Origin of the sequence: Mucilaginibacter lacusdianchii, from assembly GCF_009770985.1 — a bacterium.
Lineage (GTDB): Bacteria > Bacteroidota > Bacteroidia > Sphingobacteriales > Sphingobacteriaceae > Mucilaginibacter > Mucilaginibacter lacusdianchii.
On record NZ_WSRW01000002.1, the window covers coordinates 1154280 to 1173114 of the forward strand.

General features: G+C 42.9%; 18 protein-coding genes. 7 read left to right on the forward strand and 11 right to left on the reverse strand.

The genetic code is table 11. The features are described 5' to 3' along the window. Positions 1-15: 15 nt before the first annotated feature. The 4 genes from GPM24_RS11825 to GPM24_RS11840 all read right to left on the reverse strand — a co-directional run bounded on the left by GPM24_RS11825 (position 16) and on the right by GPM24_RS11840 (position 2828). Complete coding sequence (locus GPM24_RS11825; protein WP_158826956.1) at positions 16-990, reverse strand: DUF8464 domain-containing protein; 975 nt, start codon at positions 988-990, stop codon at positions 16-18. A 35-nt stretch (positions 991-1025) separates the two neighbouring features. Next, complete coding sequence (locus GPM24_RS11830) at positions 1026-1403, reverse strand: hypothetical protein (RefSeq protein WP_233268814.1); 378 nt, start codon at positions 1401-1403, stop codon at positions 1026-1028. Between the two features lie 146 nt (positions 1404-1549). Further along, on the reverse strand, positions 1550-1855 hold the full coding sequence (locus GPM24_RS11835; protein ID WP_158826957.1) for a hypothetical protein: 306 nt from the start codon (positions 1853-1855) through the stop codon (positions 1550-1552). Positions 1856-1931: 76 nt separating this feature from the next. After that, positions 1932-2828, reverse strand: coding sequence for an RteC domain-containing protein (locus GPM24_RS11840; RefSeq protein ID WP_158826958.1), 897 nt, complete (start codon positions 2826-2828; stop codon positions 1932-1934). A 432-nt stretch (positions 2829-3260) separates the two neighbouring features. Here GPM24_RS11840 and GPM24_RS11845 point away from each other — a divergent pair, with 432 nt between their 5' ends. Further along, entirely contained in the window at positions 3261-3554 is a 294-nt protein-coding gene (locus GPM24_RS11845; protein ID WP_158826959.1) for a hypothetical protein, read from the forward strand. A gap of 12 nt (positions 3555-3566) precedes the next feature. Here the strand turns inward: GPM24_RS11845 and GPM24_RS11850 are convergent, their stop codons facing one another. Then, complete coding sequence (locus tag GPM24_RS11850; protein ID WP_158826960.1) at positions 3567-4748, reverse strand: hypothetical protein; 1182 nt, start codon at positions 4746-4748, stop codon at positions 3567-3569. 124 nt (positions 4749-4872) lie between these two features. After that, positions 4873-5055, reverse strand: coding sequence for a hypothetical protein (locus GPM24_RS11855; protein ID WP_158826961.1), 183 nt, complete (start codon positions 5053-5055; stop codon positions 4873-4875). Positions 5056-5068: 13 nt separating this feature from the next. On the opposite strand from GPM24_RS11855, the gene GPM24_RS11860 reads away from it, so the two are divergent. From GPM24_RS11860 to GPM24_RS11875, 4 genes are all read left to right on the forward strand, one after another. Beyond that, positions 5069-5554: a Crp/Fnr family transcriptional regulator gene (locus GPM24_RS11860; protein WP_158826962.1), complete on the forward strand. Its 486-nt coding sequence runs from the start codon at positions 5069-5071 to the stop codon at positions 5552-5554. A gap of 282 nt (positions 5555-5836) precedes the next feature. Beyond that, positions 5837-8458, forward strand: coding sequence for a lanthionine synthetase LanC family protein (locus GPM24_RS11865; protein ID WP_158826963.1), 2622 nt, complete (start codon positions 5837-5839; stop codon positions 8456-8458). A 5-nt stretch (positions 8459-8463) separates the two neighbouring features. After that, positions 8464-8904, forward strand: coding sequence for a MauE/DoxX family redox-associated membrane protein (locus tag GPM24_RS11870; RefSeq protein ID WP_158826964.1), 441 nt, complete (start codon positions 8464-8466; stop codon positions 8902-8904). A 78-nt stretch (positions 8905-8982) separates the two neighbouring features. After that, entirely contained in the window at positions 8983-9252 is a 270-nt protein-coding gene (locus tag GPM24_RS11875; protein WP_158826965.1) for a DUF6520 family protein, read from the forward strand. A gap of 114 nt (positions 9253-9366) precedes the next feature. Here GPM24_RS11875 and GPM24_RS11880 read toward each other — a convergent pair whose 3' ends face one another. The 3 genes from GPM24_RS11880 to GPM24_RS11890 are packed head-to-tail and all read right to left on the reverse strand — an operon-like array spanning position 9367 to position 15489. After that, a complete protein-coding gene (locus tag GPM24_RS11880; protein ID WP_158826966.1) occupies positions 9367-10791 on the reverse strand; it encodes a TlpA family protein disulfide reductase in 1425 nt (474 codons plus the stop codon). A gap of 2 nt (positions 10792-10793) precedes the next feature. After that, positions 10794-12140 (reverse strand): RagB/SusD family nutrient uptake outer membrane protein, encoded by a 1347-nt coding sequence (locus GPM24_RS11885; protein WP_158826967.1) that lies wholly within the window; start codon positions 12138-12140, stop codon positions 10794-10796. A gap of 22 nt (positions 12141-12162) precedes the next feature. Beyond that, positions 12163-15489: a SusC/RagA family TonB-linked outer membrane protein gene (locus GPM24_RS11890; protein WP_158826968.1), complete on the reverse strand. Its 3327-nt coding sequence runs from the start codon at positions 15487-15489 to the stop codon at positions 12163-12165. A gap of 422 nt (positions 15490-15911) precedes the next feature. Here GPM24_RS11890 and GPM24_RS11895 point away from each other — a divergent pair, with 422 nt between their 5' ends. After that, complete coding sequence (locus GPM24_RS11895; RefSeq protein ID WP_158826969.1) at positions 15912-16301, forward strand: helix-turn-helix domain-containing protein; 390 nt, start codon at positions 15912-15914, stop codon at positions 16299-16301. 18 nt (positions 16302-16319) lie between these two features. Then, a complete protein-coding gene (locus tag GPM24_RS11900; RefSeq protein ID WP_158826970.1) occupies positions 16320-16724 on the forward strand; it encodes a helix-turn-helix domain-containing protein in 405 nt (134 codons plus the stop codon). Between the two features lie 90 nt (positions 16725-16814). Here the strand turns inward: GPM24_RS11900 and GPM24_RS11905 are convergent, their stop codons facing one another. Next, the gene (locus tag GPM24_RS11905; RefSeq protein ID WP_158826971.1) at positions 16815-17480 is read right to left on the reverse strand and encodes a TetR/AcrR family transcriptional regulator; all 666 of its coding nucleotides are present in this window, start codon (positions 17478-17480) and stop codon (positions 16815-16817) included. A 15-nt stretch (positions 17481-17495) separates the two neighbouring features. Continuing rightward, the gene (locus tag GPM24_RS11910; protein ID WP_158826972.1) at positions 17496-18764 is read right to left on the reverse strand and encodes an aminotransferase class I/II-fold pyridoxal phosphate-dependent enzyme; all 1269 of its coding nucleotides are present in this window, start codon (positions 18762-18764) and stop codon (positions 17496-17498) included. Positions 18765-18835 lie beyond the last annotated feature (71 nt).

Genomic DNA, 18835 nt, shown 5'->3' on the forward strand with positions numbered 1-18835 from the left:
TAGTTACCTATAGAACTATCTGCTAAAGCCGACTTTCACCTGGTCGAAGAAGCCGGTTTGCCGCTCGGGAACAACCCGATATAAAGCATCCAGTTCATTCATCCGCATGGCATTGTAATCTTTAAAGCCACTGTATGCCGTTGAACCATCGTTAGTCTCAGGTAAGGCTTTCAAAAATGCCTGGCTGGCCATTTTGCCGGCGTCATCATTATCAAAAAAAACCGTGATGTCGGGATAGTCCGCTGCTCTGTGGATGGCCGCTTCGACAAAGGTCACCCCATTTAAGATAAGGGCTGTTTGCAATGTATTTTCCTGTTCAAACTTCCAGCTCAAATAATCCATCATGGCCTCGAATATAACCAGCCGCTCCGAATCACCGGGTATGACAGTAAGCCCTTTAGGGCCAAAACAGCCTTTGAAGTAAGGGTTGTTAACCTCCCAGCCACCATTCTCATTTTGCCACCCGGCAGAAAAGAAATGCTTACGAAGTTTCTTTTCATCTTCAACAAAATAGTACACCTCCCGGAACAATTCATGTGCTACCGGCCAAACACCGCGCTTTTGCAGATAAGCGGTAATCGCCGGGTTATTGCCTAGAGCTTTAATTTCAGATATGCGGTAATGCGGAATTTTAGTTGCTTTTCGCGGACGGACATAATCGTTATTGATGCTGTGTTCACTCTTTATGGAAAGATTGCACACTTCATTAATTTTTTCCAGCACTTCCCGGAACGTCAAAGGATACCAATAGGCCAAAGCAAGGTCAATGACGTTGCCGCCTTTAATGCCAGATGGATTGGCACCGCCATGGTCATACCAGACGCCGAGGTTATCGTCTATACAAAAAGAAGGCGTATTTTCCACCCGCAACATACTGTGATAGAATAATTCCTTGCCGGACTTGTAAGCAGGGTGATGGCCAAGCCTGGCCAGCAGGTCAACCGGAGAGAGTTGCTCCCGGATCTCCTGAGCACTGTAATTTCCTGTCATATGATATTGATGTTATTGAATTAATAGATGAGGTTCTATAAATACCGCAGGAGTTCGATGGATCTGACGATCACTTCAACTTCCATCCGGTCAATCCGCCAGGCAGCAGAATGATTGCCATCCTTTCGTAAAGTAATCAGGCCCTGTTCAGTCCAATTCTCAATGTTAGCTCGTCCATATTTGCGGAAGGCCTCTGATTTTTTCAGATAAGGTTTGATTTTGCCCACCTTGGTCAGCGCGATGACTGCGCCAAGTTCAGCGGCTTCCTTGATAATCAATTTTAATTGCTGAGGTGATAGTTGCATGTCCATGTGGCTGAGTTTGAAAATATGAGGCAAAAAAAAGGGGCTCGCGCCCCTTAAAAACCTGGCATGAAAGTGCCATCCGGTTTTTCTGATTTCGAGATTACTCACGTCAGATCCTACGATCCGGGCCGTCGCCTGCCCAGGCGCTTTCGCAATGTTGATACGATCTCAGCTTCGCCTGATTCCCCCGTGCTAGGAGGGTAATGCTTCATCTCTGTATGTCAAATAACGATCTTTCCGGCTGGTGTCCGGATTTACCGCTCTGCCACGGGCAGGTAAGTCTGGCGGTTACTGGAGGCTGCTGTAGCTTCCAGTTCTTGAGTGTCGATTCTGTCGGTTGATTTTCCACCATTTTCCGGAAGGGGTTTGAGTAATCCTTCGCTGAGCCAGCGGTCTACACTGGCGCGTCCGTAACGGCGGTAAGCTTCGGATTTGGAGATGCTTTCAGATACCTGAGAAGTTTGGGCTATAGCATATTGAACCCCTTCTGTTGCTGCATCTTTAAAAAGCGAAATCATTTCTTTCAGCTTCATCCTGTCAGAGTTTTCCTGCTGCCCCATTGCAGCAAGATGACAGGACAAAATTGGCCGGACCACGGATTTTATTTTCCGTAGTCGGTACCGTATACTGAAAGATTTATTTCTTAGGGCCTGATTTTGAGCCGGATACAGACTTGGGCGGTTTGGGTTTAAAGGCGTCACCTTCCTCCATGTGCTGGGTCAACATCATACGCGCATGGTCAAGAAATCGGGTACGGCTCACTGATTTCCGGTTCTTAATTTCTGAAAAGATCTGGTAATGGCGGGTCAGGTTAATGTTGAAACTCTCTTCAAGCCACCCGATCAGCTCGGCTATACTTAAATCGCCTTCGTTAATCTGCATCGTGTCGTATAAACCATAGGCGAATTCAACCAGATTGGATTTATCCCCGGTCCACTTCAAAGTCCGGGAACGATCTTTGCCGGAGGACCGGATTTCCTGATGAGTTTGATCGTTAAGTTTACCCACCAGGTATTCCTGCAGCCGTTCATAGGCAATAAATTTGGCGAACAGGTAATCAGCGGCTGTTGAAAACAAAGGATCGATATCCGGACCATCCGGTAATAATAATCCGGAAACTTCTTTGCCGCGGATAAAATAAGATGCATCCAGTTCGTTACCACCAAGCAAGTAATACTGGTAAATGAACTGGTGTTTGTCAAAAAACTGCCGGATATAACGCAGTTCCTGCTGGTAATAAATGCTTATCGCATCAGAATCGATAGAAGGCTTGTCGTTTTCAATTTTAAACAGTTCAATAGTATACAGCTGAATAGCTATAAAATAAGGCTTTATGCCTTTGAAAAATTGTATTTCTTCTCCGGCATTTGTAAATGAAGATAATTTCAACTGTTCTTTTAATTCCTTCACAGCCTGCCTGACAGCGTTAATAATGCCGGTAACTTTTTGTACTGCCGGGATGCCCATTTCATTAAATAGATCTACATCTTCCTCCAGCTGCGTCAATCGTACTTTGCTAAATTCAATGATCATAATTTTACTTATTTTTGGTGCATTTTAATTTTGAAGCAATTTCCGGTTTAAGGCAGCACCTGTAAAGTGGCAAAGGTGGCTACTCAAAGTGCCATGGAAGGGTAGAAAACTGCGTAGGCTCAATAGAACGGCACAATTTGCAAGTCATACGCTGGATGAATAAATTTTTAAAATTTTCATCCGGAAGACACGGGAGCGAGTTTTAGACGGAATGATTAACTTTGCAGTAATGAAATAGACAGATAAGAAAATTAAAATATAGTAAAAACGATACTATTAACCTTGTTACAGGGAATCGGCTAAATTCAATAATAACACAAGGGGGTAATAGACTGATCGTCCACGTTATGCGTGGGCATTGGTTTACCCTGTGTGTAGGTTCTTAGCCGTACCTCCTGTAACAGAAAACTGGTGACCCACGCTACTTTTTTTATGGAACAGGTTAAAGAAAACATATTGACCATGCCCTTTGATCAACTGGGCTTAAGCAAAGAATGCTTGGAAAGTCTACGCGACATGATATTGACCATGCCCTTTGATCAACTGGGCTTAAGCAAAGAATGCTTGGAAAGTCTACGCGACATGAAATTGTACTGCCTTCAGGAATTTATTGACAAAGGCTGGCAAAGTATGCGTGATACGGCGGGGTTCAATTACAGGCACTTCAATGAGGTTATTAAGCTCCTCAATGAAAAGGGGTTGTTACATTTAATGGAAAGCCGGTAATCAGGGTTTACATCAGATATGGTAATGAAGGTTAATGTGCTGAATCATTTTTTCAAGCCATGCTTTGACATTTTGCACAACCCGGTCGGGGAATGGCTTATTACTGAAATGATTGCGCATACTTTTTTTGGAAATATTATCGGTCCGCTCCGTTCGGATATGATTGGAGATAAATTCATAGAGGTAAGAATTAAACTTGGTGTAAATGACTTTCACCTCCAGCATCACCCGAAAGAAAAACATCAATTCTGCTAAAGTCACAGCCACGTTGAAATAGAACCTGGACGGTGCTTCCGGGTTGGTTCCCTGGAAATGCTGAACCTGCAGCTTTTCCATTTGTTCCAGGTAGGCTAACTCAGTTTCCAGACTTTCAACTACAGATAACTTTAAAGACTGAACTTTGGGATCATAGGGTAAATAGGCATCTACCCGAACCTGCCGGAACACTTTCAGCAGGTAAAGCAATTCCTGCTGCTGGTCCTGATAGCTCGCCTCTCCAAGCGTTATTTTTTCTATGTATTTAATGAAATAGGCGTAAATCTGGATGCTGTTAAACTCGTTGTACACAAAAAGTTTTAAAAGTGCCAGTTCCCGGTTTTCTTCTTCGGTAAGTTCTTTCCATTTGATGATCGACCAGATCATGTTCAGCAGATAATCAAACTGCCGCCACGTTTTAATGACAAACTTTTCCGATGACTCCGTGGCATTTGCAAATTGCGTTAAAAGGAGTTTAAGTTCGGAATCAAGGGGATGCTCCTTTAAGAACTGCTCGAAATCTGCCCATATCTCCGGATGCTGATTTCTATAAGCTTTAATGTAATTGTCAGGCAGATTTTGTCCATCATCAAAATAGGCCGAAAAATGAGCCCTGATATGCTCCAACAATTGAAAAATCTCCGTGGTTAGCCATCCGGCAAAATCAGCCGTTCGCTGATGAACAATCATCTCGTGATTATATCCCTGATGTATGCTGTTGAGGTAAACCAATTGAACCTGAAGATTGCTGATGTACTGTTTTTTCGAACTTTCGTCAGGTAACGTTTCCAAATCTGTTAATATTTCCCAGCGAATAGCCTGAAAGGATTGCTGAACAAAATTCTTTAAGTCTTCCATTTCCTGACGGGAAATCTCGTCAAAATTGTAACCTGTATACGTGCTTATAAATGCTTTGATCTGTGTAAATGCAGCGGCCATATTAATTAATAAATAAAGGTGCAAATAGTTAAACTGTCTCGTAATTGCCGTTATAGACTAATTTACAAAGTTGCTGCCAATTTTAGCACTTGTGCCAAAATTAATTTATTGTATTAATTAATTTTTACAGAAAAATGCCGGTTTGGTTGAGATGGCATTTTTTCAGCCACCCGTTGCCACTTGACCTTGGTTTTTCATTTCCGGTTCTTTGTTGAAAAGTTGCCATGATGATGATGAATACTTCTGCCTTTATCCAGCGATTAAACCAAACCAAAGCCTTGTCATTAAAACTGTCCAATCTGCTCATTGATGGTATGAGAATGAACAGGTTTGAGACCAATGAAATCTTTTTGTCGCCCGGCAATTATGCGTCAGCGCTCTACTTTATACAAACCGGATTGGTAAGGGGCTCCATAGAAGCGTCGGCAGACAAAATGACCACCTGGTTTAAAAAAGAAGGTGATCTGATCATTCCCGCAGGATTATTTAATCAGCATCCCAGCGAAGAATATTTCAACGCCGTAATCAAAACCACAGTCCTGCAATTGCCCCTCAAACATATCAATCAGGTTTTGGAGACGACCCCGGAATTCCGGGAACTCATCATCTTACTGTTGCTGGAATCCCTGGCAGAAGGACAGCAACGTGAAAAGCTGCTTAGAATGCCGGCAGCAAAAGACCGGTATAACTACCTGGCCAAGCATGAAGATTACATTCTTAAGCGCGTTCCGCATTATTTGATTGCATCGTATTTGAACGTTACTAAGGAGACGTTCAGCCGCCTTCATAAGGGATTGTCCTATTGATTTAAGTCAACGCTGGACTTAATATTCTTTGTTGAATAATATAACCAACATTGTTATTTAGAGATGGTATATCAATCAGGATGAATAATACTTGCCTTAACTTTACTAGTTTGTCACTGCTCCATCAATTTTAGCACCACTGCCATAATTGTTGATTTTCCGCAAATTGGCTGTTGATCCAATCTGCAATTTTTAATACAGCAATCTAAGTTTTTGATATTGTAGGTCAACGCTTGCTGCCATAGTCCGCATGTAGCTTTACATCGTAGTCAGCAGCGTAAAATGGAACCAGTTTTTTTCAACAAGAATGAGAGGACTTCGATTACCGAAGCAACGGCAAAGCAGGTAGCCCGGAAACAGGTCATTGATTATGATGTGTTTTTCAGAGATCTGAAATTTGTGAATACAAATTCATTCCTCCTGTCAGGCGAAATACCCCATAGCATGACCTGGGTTCTTTACATCTCTGTCGTTAAGCAGCAGATCCATTCCTTACTGCCGCAAGTTCTATCTCTATTACCAACCCAGGAAGCGGCTATTATCATTCCTGAAAATAGCAACATCCATACGATGATTCTGGAGGGCGGTTTCGGTTATGCTCAAGCAGGAAAAGTTATCACGATCCTGACTGGTGCAAACCATCTGCAGCCTCTTGCCAAACGTCTCATTGAAGTTACCGATGCCTATGCAGGTGTTGATGTGCCCACAGCGAAACACCTGGGAAGGTGCCTGTATACCGCTCCGGATCCGGAATATTACGGACCAAGAGATTTGCGGACTCTGGATTTGCAATGGCCCTTTGGCGCTATTAAAAAAGAACCCGATCATAGGTCGCCCAAATTTATGGCGGGTAAATATTTAATCACGCAGACCCTGAAATCTGATGTTAAAGGGAACGTTTTCAGAGGTATTTATTTCAAAAAGCCATTCCAACTGCAAAGTTGCCTGATCAAGCAGGGAAAAGTAAACCAGTGCTTCGATGATTACGCAAGAACCATCCGGGAACGGCTGAATTGGCAATATCTCATGCAAAGCAGGTTGAGCAGCAGTATAGCTGTACCCGCTGCCTACGATTATTTTGAGACCGGTTATGAAACCTTTTTAGTAACGGAGTTCATTGAGGGAAAATCATTGCTGGATGTGCTTGCTGAGCTCCAGGAGGGAAAATCCTGGTGCACCATCACGTCTCGGAATAAGCTGACCATGCTTAGCTTAATCATGCAGTGCATCAAAATCATATCGGATTTCCATCATGATGGCATTATTCACCGGGATATCAGCCCCATGAACTTTATGGTGACACATAGCAGTCAGGTTTTTGCAATTGATATTGAATTGTGCTATGATGTTAACGCACAACAGCCACAACCTGCCTTTAACTTGGGAACGCCGGGATATATGTCGCCATCCCAATCAGCACAGGCTGAACCCTGTTTCGAAGATGATATATACAGCATTGGCGGTTTACTGGTGAAAGCCTTGACAGGTTTGGCACCTACCAAATTCTCCAATTCAGATACCGGCTTCTTCTTTCGTCAGCTCATGCACCATATTAAAAATGAGCGGCTGGTCCTATTGGTTCATCAATGCTTGAATAACAACCCTGCTGAAAGGCCGGGACTGGATTCTATCCATCATACGCTTTCCGTTTACTATTCTTTATTGCTGACAACGTCTGCGACCGTTGCAAGCTCAAAACCTGCTGAGGCTGGCCATGAACTGCTTCATTGGACGATCGGTAAAAGTTTTGAGGCATGCTGGAAGTCACCGCTACTTGGAAAGCGACAGTTATGGTACGCCAAGCCGAATGAGGAAGAAGTACATGTATCCAACGAAGTAAAGAGTTTATCCTGGGAAGCTGATTTCTATAACGGATCAGCGGGCATTTTATTTACACTGAACCGGGCTGATCATTTGGGATTCGACACCGCTGAATACGAACAAGTGTTTTTTGCTAATTATAATACCGCCCTCGAGTATTATTCAGCACCTGAAAGCACCATAAACAGTGGTTTACTATACGGATCAGCAGGGTTTGCGGTGGTAATAGCGGCATTAATCAAAAATGGCTTGTTGGAAAATACCATCAACCATTACCACCTCATCAATATCCTATTGAACCGGCCAAACAATGAACTCAACATCGCTCACGGTCAGGCTGGTCAGGGCGTTGCCCTGTTGATCTGTGCAGAATGGTTAAATTTTCCTAATCTGAAAGCAGGTGCAGCAACCCTGGCGCTAAATCTGATGAAAAGCCAGCTTAGGGATGGCTCCTGGGAAATCGCTAAAACCGGTTCGCATGTCAAAGCCAAAGTAACCGGTCTTTTCCAAGGCATTAGCGGTATCATCTATTTCCTGCTGGCAAATTACGAGGCTAATTATTGCGAACGAAGCAAGGCCGCAGCTGTAAAAGCACTGGACTGGCTAGGCAGGCAAAGGTGTAACAGCAATGGCTATGGAGTATGGACGGTTAATGCCAGAAGTAAGGTCATTGATCCCTGGCTCGGCAATGGATTTACCGGGATTGCCTTTGTATTTCTGAAAGCCTACGAAGTATTAAAAGTACCGGCTTACCGGGAGATCGCCACCGAAGCATTGCTGAGCCACCCTCAGGAAATTGCCAGCAACTACCTGGGGCAGGCCGGCGGCCTCGCCGGTTTAGGAGAAGTATACCTGGAAGCATACCGGATCACGGGTGACGTGCAATGGCAGGAACGGGCCAGCCATATTGCCGGTCAGCTACTCCATAGTTCCAAGAACGAACTCGGTCAAAGCCTGTATTGGGTGGAAGGCAGTGAAACGATGCCAGCAGCCGGATTTATGAACGGCAGTAGCGGTATCCTGCATTTCCTGTTAAGGATCAGCCAGCCTCAAAAGGTGGGATTTCATCTATTCTCAATTTAAACGATATGAAGAAGGAAGTAATACTCGACGTGATTGTGATGATCACCTTAATGATGTTCCTGTACGCAGGTTTCAGCAAATATTTTGATTACGGGGCATTCAAGCGTGCCATGTACAATCAGCCTTTTCCGGAATGGCTAAGTCATTTGCTGATCGTCTCCCTGCCTCCCGTAGAGATTATAGCCGGGTTCCTTTTGCTACCGGAAAGAACAAGGAAAGCAGGGTTAATGCTCAGCCTGTTATTGATGACGGCCTTTACGCTGTATATCGCAGCCATATTGCTGCACTTTTTTCCAAAAGTTCCATGTTCCTGTGGCGGGGTTATCCGGCTGCTCACCTGGAATCAGCACCTGTATTTCAACCTATTTTTTTTAATTATCGACGGCTGGGGCTACCTGCTATCTAAAAGGGAAGCTGTTGGTTTGACCGTCCGATCAAACCACTAAAGATATTTCGCGCGAAAGCGGGTTAAAGCTGGTCCCGTCTGTAAAACCGGCCATTATTTAATTTAAATATTTAAAAAAATGAAAACAGTAAAACTGGCCATGATGGCCCTAGCTGCACTGAGCAGCATTGGAACTGCATTTGCCTTTAGCCCTGCCGCTAAGAAAAATGCAACTACTTATTATGCGGTGAAATCGAACGGTAGTTTTGTATGGCAACCTCAACAGCCAAGCCGCCTCAGCTGTTTACCAACAGCCACGTCAGCTATTTGCACGATTACCACCGCTAATGCACCGGTAAACGGCCAAATTCCGGCTGGTCATGCGTCTACTATGCAAGTTTATAAGTAGCAACACATGAACGCCCATCGTGACAATCAGGATGGGCGTTCATTTGCTTTAAGAATTTAGTTTACTCTATAAATTGCAAAGCTGTCTTTTATAACCAGAAAGCCTTAGGCAAAGTTATTGTAAATAGGTAGTAATTAGCTTTGTCAGATGTTCTCCATTATCCAGCCGTGGATCAGTTGTCACATTGCGGATTTTGTTGTCTTTATCAATTAACACCAGTGTAGGACAACCGTTAAGCTGATACTTTTGTACAACAATGTCATCCCAACCTCTGCCATTGGTAAATAAATTAATGGTTGACGCAGAAGTATACTGGCCGCCTTTAACACTGTTTAAAAACATTGACATTTTTTCATCCAGGCAAATGGTGACGAAGTCAACCGGCTGTCCTTTAAATTTCGCCTCAATTTTCTCCAGGTACGGTTTAAGACGTACGCAATTCCCACAATAGGTAAACCAAAAGTCCAGTACCACTACATGTCCTTTGAAATCAGATAACCTGACGGGCTTTCCCGCGGTATTGGTTAAAGCAAAATTATAAGCCGTCGCGCCTTCCACCCTGGATGCTAATATACTCTTGATATATTTCTGATGATCTAAATTGGATACATACGACAAAGCATTTTTTATTGCTTCAACTGCGTCTGATGTAAAATCCTTTTGCTCATCAATAGCAGCTACCAATAGCTGCTCTCTGGTTACACCGGAATAATGGTCAATGACATAAGTAAGGTAATTCTTCAAGTGGAATGCATTTTTTGTCAATAAGCACGAATCTACTTTGTATTTATTCAACACGAATTGCAAATAAAAAAGGTTATACGGTTCCAATTCAAAATGGCAGGATAACAACTTTTTACGAGCCTCCAGGTATTTTCTTAATTGTGGCAACCCTTCGTATTTAGATGAATCCACATTCCCATAAATTCTCATTGAAAGCAATTCATAGATCCCCCCGATTTGCATTGAATGTGTATTCAACAGTAAGAAGTTTTTCATTCTTTCATCCAGCAGGTGACTGTACTTAGCGATGAGTACATTTTGTTCCGCAGCAATAGAATCATCCATCAGAGAGCGATTTATCAAACGTGTAGCGGAAATATCAGACATTCTATTTCGGCTAAAAAACTTTGCCTGTATTTTGCGTAATTGATATTGAAGCTGAAATCCTGCCGACTTTTCACCCGAAACTATCAAGCTATCTTTAGTGATTTGTAAGTGAAGTTTTTCACCGGGTTCAACAATATAGTAGGTAAGGGTGGTACCCTGATGGTGTTTGAAATAAATATTGGTAAACTGCGGGTAAGGTTTTGCGGCCCAGCTGAAATTAAACTGACCGTTTTTTACCCGGACATATTGTAAATCGGAAAACTGCTTTTCGCTGCTATATATCCCGTATTTGTAAATTCGAAGGCCTACGGAATCGCCTTCATTTAGAAAATAGGCCTTGCCGGAAATTTGAATGTTTTCAGCACTGGTGTTTGCAAACGCAAAAATACAGACGTAAAGAAATAGAGACGTTAAAATTATTTTTTTCATGATTATCTGATGTTTTGAGGTATGGGGTTAAAATTAAGTTCAGTGTCAGGTATAGGTAAGGCATACCTGGGATCATTGGGAGGCAGGCTGTAGGTTTGACCATTGATGTGCCGGTATAGGGTAATCGCGAAGCGACTTTCCTTGTTAAGTCGCCGGAGATCACTCCATCGCAGGCCCGTCAACACCAGCTCTTTTCTTCTTTCAACCAATATTTTGTTCAGCGCATCGTCTGCTGAAGTCGCTGTAAGCGGGACATATTTTCCTGTTGCCCATCTGGTGGTCAATAAACTATTTAAATCATTCATGGCGCTGGCCATATCATTCAGGCGTGCTTCACATTCTGCTTTAGTCAGTAAGATTTCATTGACGGAGATGGTGGCTGAAAGTGCGTTCTTATAATCATATTGGCTGTTGAACTCGATAGCTCCGTTGTCGTTATAAAAGAAGATGGAGGGTCTGAGGTCCCCTGAGGTACTGAATGATCTGTACAGGTTGGAATCGACCTGGGCCTGAAAGCTAGTATTTGTATAACCTAATTGAGAGGCATGAAAAATTTCTTCCGGTGAAAATTTAGGGTATACAGGAAAGGCTGAAGGATTAAGCTTGTTGAAGTCCTGTAACTGGTTATACAAGGCTAAGCAGTTTTTCGCGAATGTCAGCGATTCATTAAATTTGTCCATCACCAGATAAATCCGAGACAGTAAACCGAATACGGCTGCTTGTGAGGGCTGGGTTTTAACGGTTGGAACTGCAGGTAATAAAGGGGCAGCGGCGTTTAAGTCAGTAATGATCTGACTGTAGCATTCGCTGATGGTATTCCGTCCAACCTTTGCAGTCAGGTCAGGTTCCATAACCAGCGGAATTCCCAGGTCTTTAGAAGCACTTGCCGGATCATAAGGCAGCGCAAAAGTTTGCACCAGGTTGTAAAAAGCCATCGCCCGGAAAAACAAGGCCGAACCCTGTATAGTATTCACCTGCAGCTGCTGGTTTGCAGATGAGGAAATGGTAGGCAAAGTTTTTAAAATGATATTGGCATAATAAACCTGTTGATAGGATCCACTCCAGTCCTGAACATTCGTATTAGCTGGATATATTTCTTTGGCCCATATGTAGGCATTCTTTCCAGTTGTGTAACTACTAACCCAAAGGGAGGTCGAGTTAAAATAATCATCCGTGGAAACCTCTCCCAATGAGGGGTAGTTTCTGTTAAACACATCCTCATTGTTGATCAGACTTTGTAAGTCGGCAATCGTTTTGGGGATTGCTAAAGCCTGATTAGGCTTGGTATCCAAAAAGTCGTCCTGCTTTTTACAGCCGATGAAAGCCGTTGCCAGTAGAATGACGATCATAAAACATGTATTCCTTTTCATGTTATTTTAAGTTAGCTTTTAAACCTATGGAGTAAGTTCTGGGTAGCGGCAAACTGGTCGTTCCACCGGCTGGTAATGACCACACATCCGGATCAAGGCCGTCATGGTTGGCCCGCCATAGGATGCCTACATTATTGATATAGCCATAAATTGATAAATTGATAAAGGGCGAGTTTTTCCAGACATGCCTGCTCAGATCATAACTCAGCGTAATATCCTGTAGCCGGACATGGTTACCATTATCTACCAGCGATTCGGAATAGGTGTAAAATCGCTCCCGATTGGCATCCGTGTTGGGTAACTGAATGGAAGGCACGTTTGTCGTTGCCTCATCGCCCGGCTTTTGCCAACGTTTTGTGTAATCCGCATGCCCAAGCCAGCTGCTGTATAATCCGCTGTATTGTATAGAAGAGCGTCTGAAATAATATCCGAGCTTGTATATAATGTTCAAAGACAGGCTGATATCCTGATAGGACACTGTATTCCGAAGGGAGCCAAATGAGGTGGGCCGGGATGATCCGAAAAATTTCAGGTCACTAAATGTTGTATTTTGGAGAATTTGCGCATAGTTGGTGCTCAGGTTTCCATTGAGATAACCTTGTGGATCACCGGTATCATGGGTTAACGGCCCTGAGCGAAAACTGTAGATGCCAAATATGGGTGCGCCCACCAGCGGCACAATGGTACCGGAATTACCGTCGCCATTGGAAAGATAGGACGTTGCTGTAGACTGAACTCCATATCTCGTCACCTTATCTATAGCATAACTGTAGAGGAACGTGGTTAACCATTGAAATCGGTTGGTGGATACGTTTCTGGTGTTAATGGTGATGTCCACGCCGTGCCCCTTAGTGTCTGCCGTATTACCAAAAAAAGTGGTGTACCCTGTTGAAGGTGCGATAGAGGAACTGCCAAAGAGATTAAGCCCCTTCTTAAAGTAAAGTTCCGCACTGCCGCTGATGATGTTATTCTTAATTGCAAAGTCAAAACCAAAATTGATTATCCTGTTTTTCTCCCATTGGAGATCCGGGTTGCCCGGATTGGCAATAATAGAATAAGGGGTGCCCGAATAATAACTGTTTATTTGTTGTTGTATGGTCGTTACCGCGGTAGCGCTTTTGTTGATGTTCCCGTTGTAGCCGTACGTTGCTCTCAGTTTGGCAACGGGAAGCCAGTCAATTTTGTAGAAGGATTCTTTCGCTAAATTCCACGATAAACCTACGGAATAAAGGGGCACTGCTTTCTGATTGGTGTTAACCCCAAACAGATTGGAGTGGTCTATTCTGGCACTTGCGGATAAAGTATATTTGTTACCATATGTATAAGCTGCATTCGTAAAATAAGAGATGAAGTGGTCAGTAGTTCCGGTATAAAGCTGCCCGTTCGGAATTTGTAAACTACCTAAACGTGCAGGATTCAAGGTATAATATGTCTGGTAATTGATCTGCCCATAGCTTGCACCAGTGCTGTTATCATACCCATATGCCGGAGACGGATCGTTCAATTTGTTGGTGGCTGAACTCCATTCTGACCCGAGAATTGCGGTAAATGAGTTATCAGTATTGAAGTCGCGCGAAAAATTAAGCTGTCCACGTACATGATGGGAAGCTAGTGAACCTTCTGCCTGCTGCAGTATACCGCCCAGTGGCACAGGGTAAGACAGCGTGCCATTCGACGCCTTTTGGGTGAAACGGTTAATTAAGTTCCTGGCGTAATAGGTATTTTGGCTGAAATAATTATTGCTCGTGGATTGGGTGTTTTCATACACGTATTTAACGTCTGCACTGAAACCTCTTAAAAACTTGTAGTTCAGGCCCAGGTTAATCCGGTTGTCAAAGGCCTTGGAACGGTTATCGGCGTTCCGCAATTCATCCAATGGCCGGTAATTCCAATCAAGATATTTAGTATTTGCGGCAGAGTTGATAAAGGATTGGGAAAAATCGTGTACGACCGCAAGCGAGTTACCATTAGCATCGGCAATTTGGGCATACGGGTAAATTCCGCCTTTTGAATTAACCCTGTCGATATCCGCTACAGTAGAATTATTCTGAGCATTGGTTTTGGTATAATACAGCCCGGCTGATAGGGTAAAATTTTTAAACGGATAAAAATTGTAGTTACTGTTGAGGGTGATCCGGCTGTTCGCATTTCCAACCTGATTGCTCCGGTTGTGATCGTAACCTAAAGAAAGGTAATAGTCACTTTTTAAACCTCCGCCCCGAAAATTGAGATTATACTGTTGGTTGGCTGAGTACCGATAGAAATACTGCTGTAGTTGTTTGCGGACGTCTAAGCTCCGTAAGGCATTAATCTGACTGGTCGCAGCATCTGCCGAAATGCGCCCTGCCTTTTGATCCGCCAGAAGCTGAACCACTGGTGATACAACTTGATACCCGGTATTTAAAGCACTGGTATAATACCCTGCGTTAAACAATTGCTGCTCAACGTCGATGTAGTCACTGCTGTTCAGAAAATTGGGGTCGTAAAAAAGATCAGGCTTTTCACCGAGGGTAAGATTGCTGTTAAATTCAACATTCAGTTTTTGGTTGACCTGGCCTTTTTTGGTCGTGATGACAATGACGCCATTTCCTGACCTTACGCCCCAAATAGAGGCAGCAGCGGCATCTTTCAGTAAAGTAATACTGGCTACATCATTAGGGTTGATGTTATTGAGGTTGCCATCGTACGGGAAGTTATCCAGTATCACCAGGGGCTGATCATTGGAAAATAAAGTACTATGTCCCCTGATACTGATGTCGGAGATGCCGGTGGATGATGCATTGGTATTCCTGTTAAACAGCAAGCCGGGAACAACTCCTTCCAGGCGGCTTAAGATGTCCGTGCTAACCCTCCGGTTAACCAAGACGCTGTCCACCTGGACGAATGAGCCGGTGGCTCTTTCTTTGGGCAGGGTCTGATAGCCGGTAGATACAACAACCTCATTTAGTTGTGTGGCATTGGCATGGAGATAAATGTAAAATGTGCCGCGTTCCCGGGATGAAAAGTTGATGTATTCGGTTTGGTATCCAATAAAACTGACTTTCAAAATGCCGGCTGTATCGGCTGTACTGAGCTGAAATTTGCCGTCCAGGCTGGTGGCTGTTCTGCTGCTGGAGTTTCCATTTGTGATGACAGCTCCCGGTAACGGCTTTTTATCTTCGGCCGAAAAAACAAATCCGGTTAATTGGATGCGTGCTTGTGCGCTCGCACGGTGAGCATTACTATTTAATAAAAGAGTTAATAGTACAATATGTAAAAGTTTATTCAGGCAAGGTCGTCGCTTTGGGCAATAGATTTCCACGGCGACCTTTATCGCTAAATTTTTCATGTTGAGAAAAGCTTGAGAGGGTGATTAATTGGGAAAGGAATAAAAACGGCAGCCGATGAAGTAATTAACTATAACTGATTTTCGACTGCCATTTTAGCTGTTCACTCCGGGTGCCCTATTAAGTTTTTAATCGGGTCTTGAAGTGAATAAGAACAGGCTTTGTGGATGACAAAGCTATTTGCCGGTAAGCCACTAGCCGTTATGAACCTAACCGGACTATATGTAAGGGGAAAACTGGTATGGTCAACATTTTGACGGAGTGAGCCTTTAAGGTCGATTAAAGTTTGCTGTTGCCGTTTGTTTATATTGCACATAGTTAATATGTACGAATAAACTTAAATTTTAGCACAGGTGCCAAAATTGATGATTGACTTTTACTATTAATAGATTGATTTTTACTAACTTTAGATTTTTATAGGAAAATGGAATTCACCAGCAAAAAGAAACTGTCAATTGGGCAAAAAATTGAAAGAATAAGAACCTATCGCGGGTTCAAACAGGAATACCTTGCAGCTAAACTAGGAGTATCACAACAGCAGGTATCTAAAATTGAACAACAAGAAGAAATTGAAGAAAGTTTACTAAAGCAAATTGCTGAGGTCTTAGGTGTCTCTCCTGAAGTAATTGAAAATTTCGATGATGAGAAAATCACACAGGTTATCAATAATCAATATAACTTCTATAATACAGAGGTAAAAGACAATGCTACGCACAATTTCATCTTCAACCCTTTGGAAAAAATAGCAGAATTATACGAAAGGCTATTAACCAGTGAACGGGAAAAAAACGAGTTATTGAAAAATCAATCTTAAACTATTCTTATTTGACTCATGGAATCATTTACTAATACAAAGTCGCCATTAATCGGAAAAAAAATTGAGCGCGTTCGCAAGCTGAGAGGGCTGACTCAAGAAGAAGTGGGACAAGGATTGGGCATGTCAAAACAAGCGTTCTCAAAATTAGAGCAAAGTGAAAGCATTGAGGATGAACGCCTGCAACAAATAGCAAACGTGTTGGGTGTTACCTTAGAAGGACTAAAAAAGTTCAATGAAGAAAGTATTCTCCATAACACAAATAATTTTTATGAAGCCGTTAATAACTCTTCAGTAAATAACGGCTATGAGTGTACAACAGTAATTAATAATCCGATTGAGAGGATTATTGAACTATATGAAAGCCTATTAAAAAGTGAAAGGGAGAAAGTTCAGATTTTATTAGAAAAAACAAAACGATAGTTTATCCTAAGTTTTGTTCAATTCACTTTCAAATCCACATTAACTCCACACATTTTTTACCTCCACAGTTTAAGAACATTGAGATTGAATTTAGTTGTTTTTGTGGGACAATTTAAAAAGTTCTGCTCTTTTGTAGGTATCCGATAAAATGTTGTGAATCGCATTTTTTATCCGCGCCATCCCCTCCTCTGAGTTAACATCAATTTGGCAAAACAGGCTATCGTTTGTTTTTGCATGGAGAACCATATAATAAATACCACCTACTAAAAGTGCCGCCACTCCCCGCAGATCTACATCGGTATTTTCAAAAAACGGGTCGGCCAGGTTAAAAAATGATTCTCCCAGCCGTTCCCGTTCTTCTGCAATTTCAAACATGATATCGCTTCTCTGACTCAGTTGCCAGAGTACAATTTTCTGCATTTCATCCTCCTTATGGAAGTAATCCAGTTGATTGGTGAGCAAGGTTTCCAGTATTTTCCGGGTATCCTTTTCTTTATTATCTTCCAGTAACTCCCCGGCATTTCCGGATGCCTCAACCCAGTAATCTTTTTTGCGGACATATGTTTCAACCAACTTGTCCAGGCTCCCGAAATAGGGATTGATCAGGTTACGGTTTACTCCGGCGGTCTTACCAATGTTAAGTGCGTTTAAGCCTGTGTAACCCTGTGTTCTGATGATGGTGCCAACGGCTTCTACCAGCTTCTGCATGGAACGTTCTTTACTGTTCTTAGCGCCGTTATATGTTTTCTTGATCATAACTCCAGTAATTGATTACTGGGAAATATGCAATTTTTGGTTTACATATTCAAACGCGTTCAATGCTTTGTCCAGATGTTCACGGGTATGTGTAGCCATTAAACTGGTTCTGATGCGGGCATTTTTACGTGCCACTCCCGGATATACAATTGTGTTTGCATACACACCCGCTTCAAGCAGCAGCCTGCCTGCATCACCGGTTTTATGAGCGTCACCAATCTTTACGGGTATGATGGCAGATTCAGTATTGCCTATGTTTAAGCCCATGTCTGTTAACCCTTTTTTGAAATATGTCACATTTTCAGCAAGCATTTTCCGCCATTTTGGTTCTTCATCAATCAAGTCGATAGCTTTGAGCAGACCCGCCGCTGCCGGAGTTGAAGTTGATGAAAACACCTGCTGTCTGGACTGGAATTTTAGAAAGTTGATGATTTCAGGTGTGGAAACGATAAAGCCACCAACATGGCCAAAGGCCTTACTCAGGGTACCAGAGATAATATCTACCTTGTCAAGCAAGTTGAATATCTCAATAGCACCCCGGCCATTATTTCCAATGACGCCGATGCCATGCGCATCATCCACCATCAGGAATCCACCGTATTTCTTGGTCATCTCATTGATTTCAATCATGCGTGCGAGATCACCGTCCTGGGAGTACACCCCATCTATAATGACTAAACGGGTCCGGTATTTAGACTGGGCATCTTTAAGGATACGCTCCAAAACATCAAGATCATTATGTAAAAACATCTTGACATTGGTTTCTTTACACCCTTCGTATACACTTGCGTGAACGGCCATATCCAAAATGGCAACATCTTCCTGCTTTAATATGGCCTGGAGTGCTGCACTGTTAGACGTATAACCTGTGGTAAAAACCAGCGCTGATTCCGAACTGCGTCCGAAGAAACCAGCAATTTTAGTTTGCAGCATCTCATGATAATCATGGTGGCCACCGATCAAAGGGGACGCTCCGGCGCCAGTACCATATTTTTCAATACCCTGAATGGCGGCCAGCTTCACCGCCGGATGCTGTGTAAAATTGAGGTAATCGTTTGATACCAAACTGATACACTTTTGGGGAGTTTTGTTGAATGGAGATGTCACCCACATTTCCGGGCCGCAGCCGTTTTTACTTGTCATAAACCGGAAGTTCATCTGTCTATTTTCTTCCATGTAATCGGTGAATTCTTTGAATGCTTCCGCACGTTCGAAAGCGTTGAGCCCTGGAATGTTTTCAAAGTCCTTGAAACTCGCTTTTTGAAAGTTGATGTTTGTTTTCATAAATAGTGTGTTTGTTTTTTTACACTGTACAATTTACAATTTTGGCACATGTGATATAATTAACCACTATA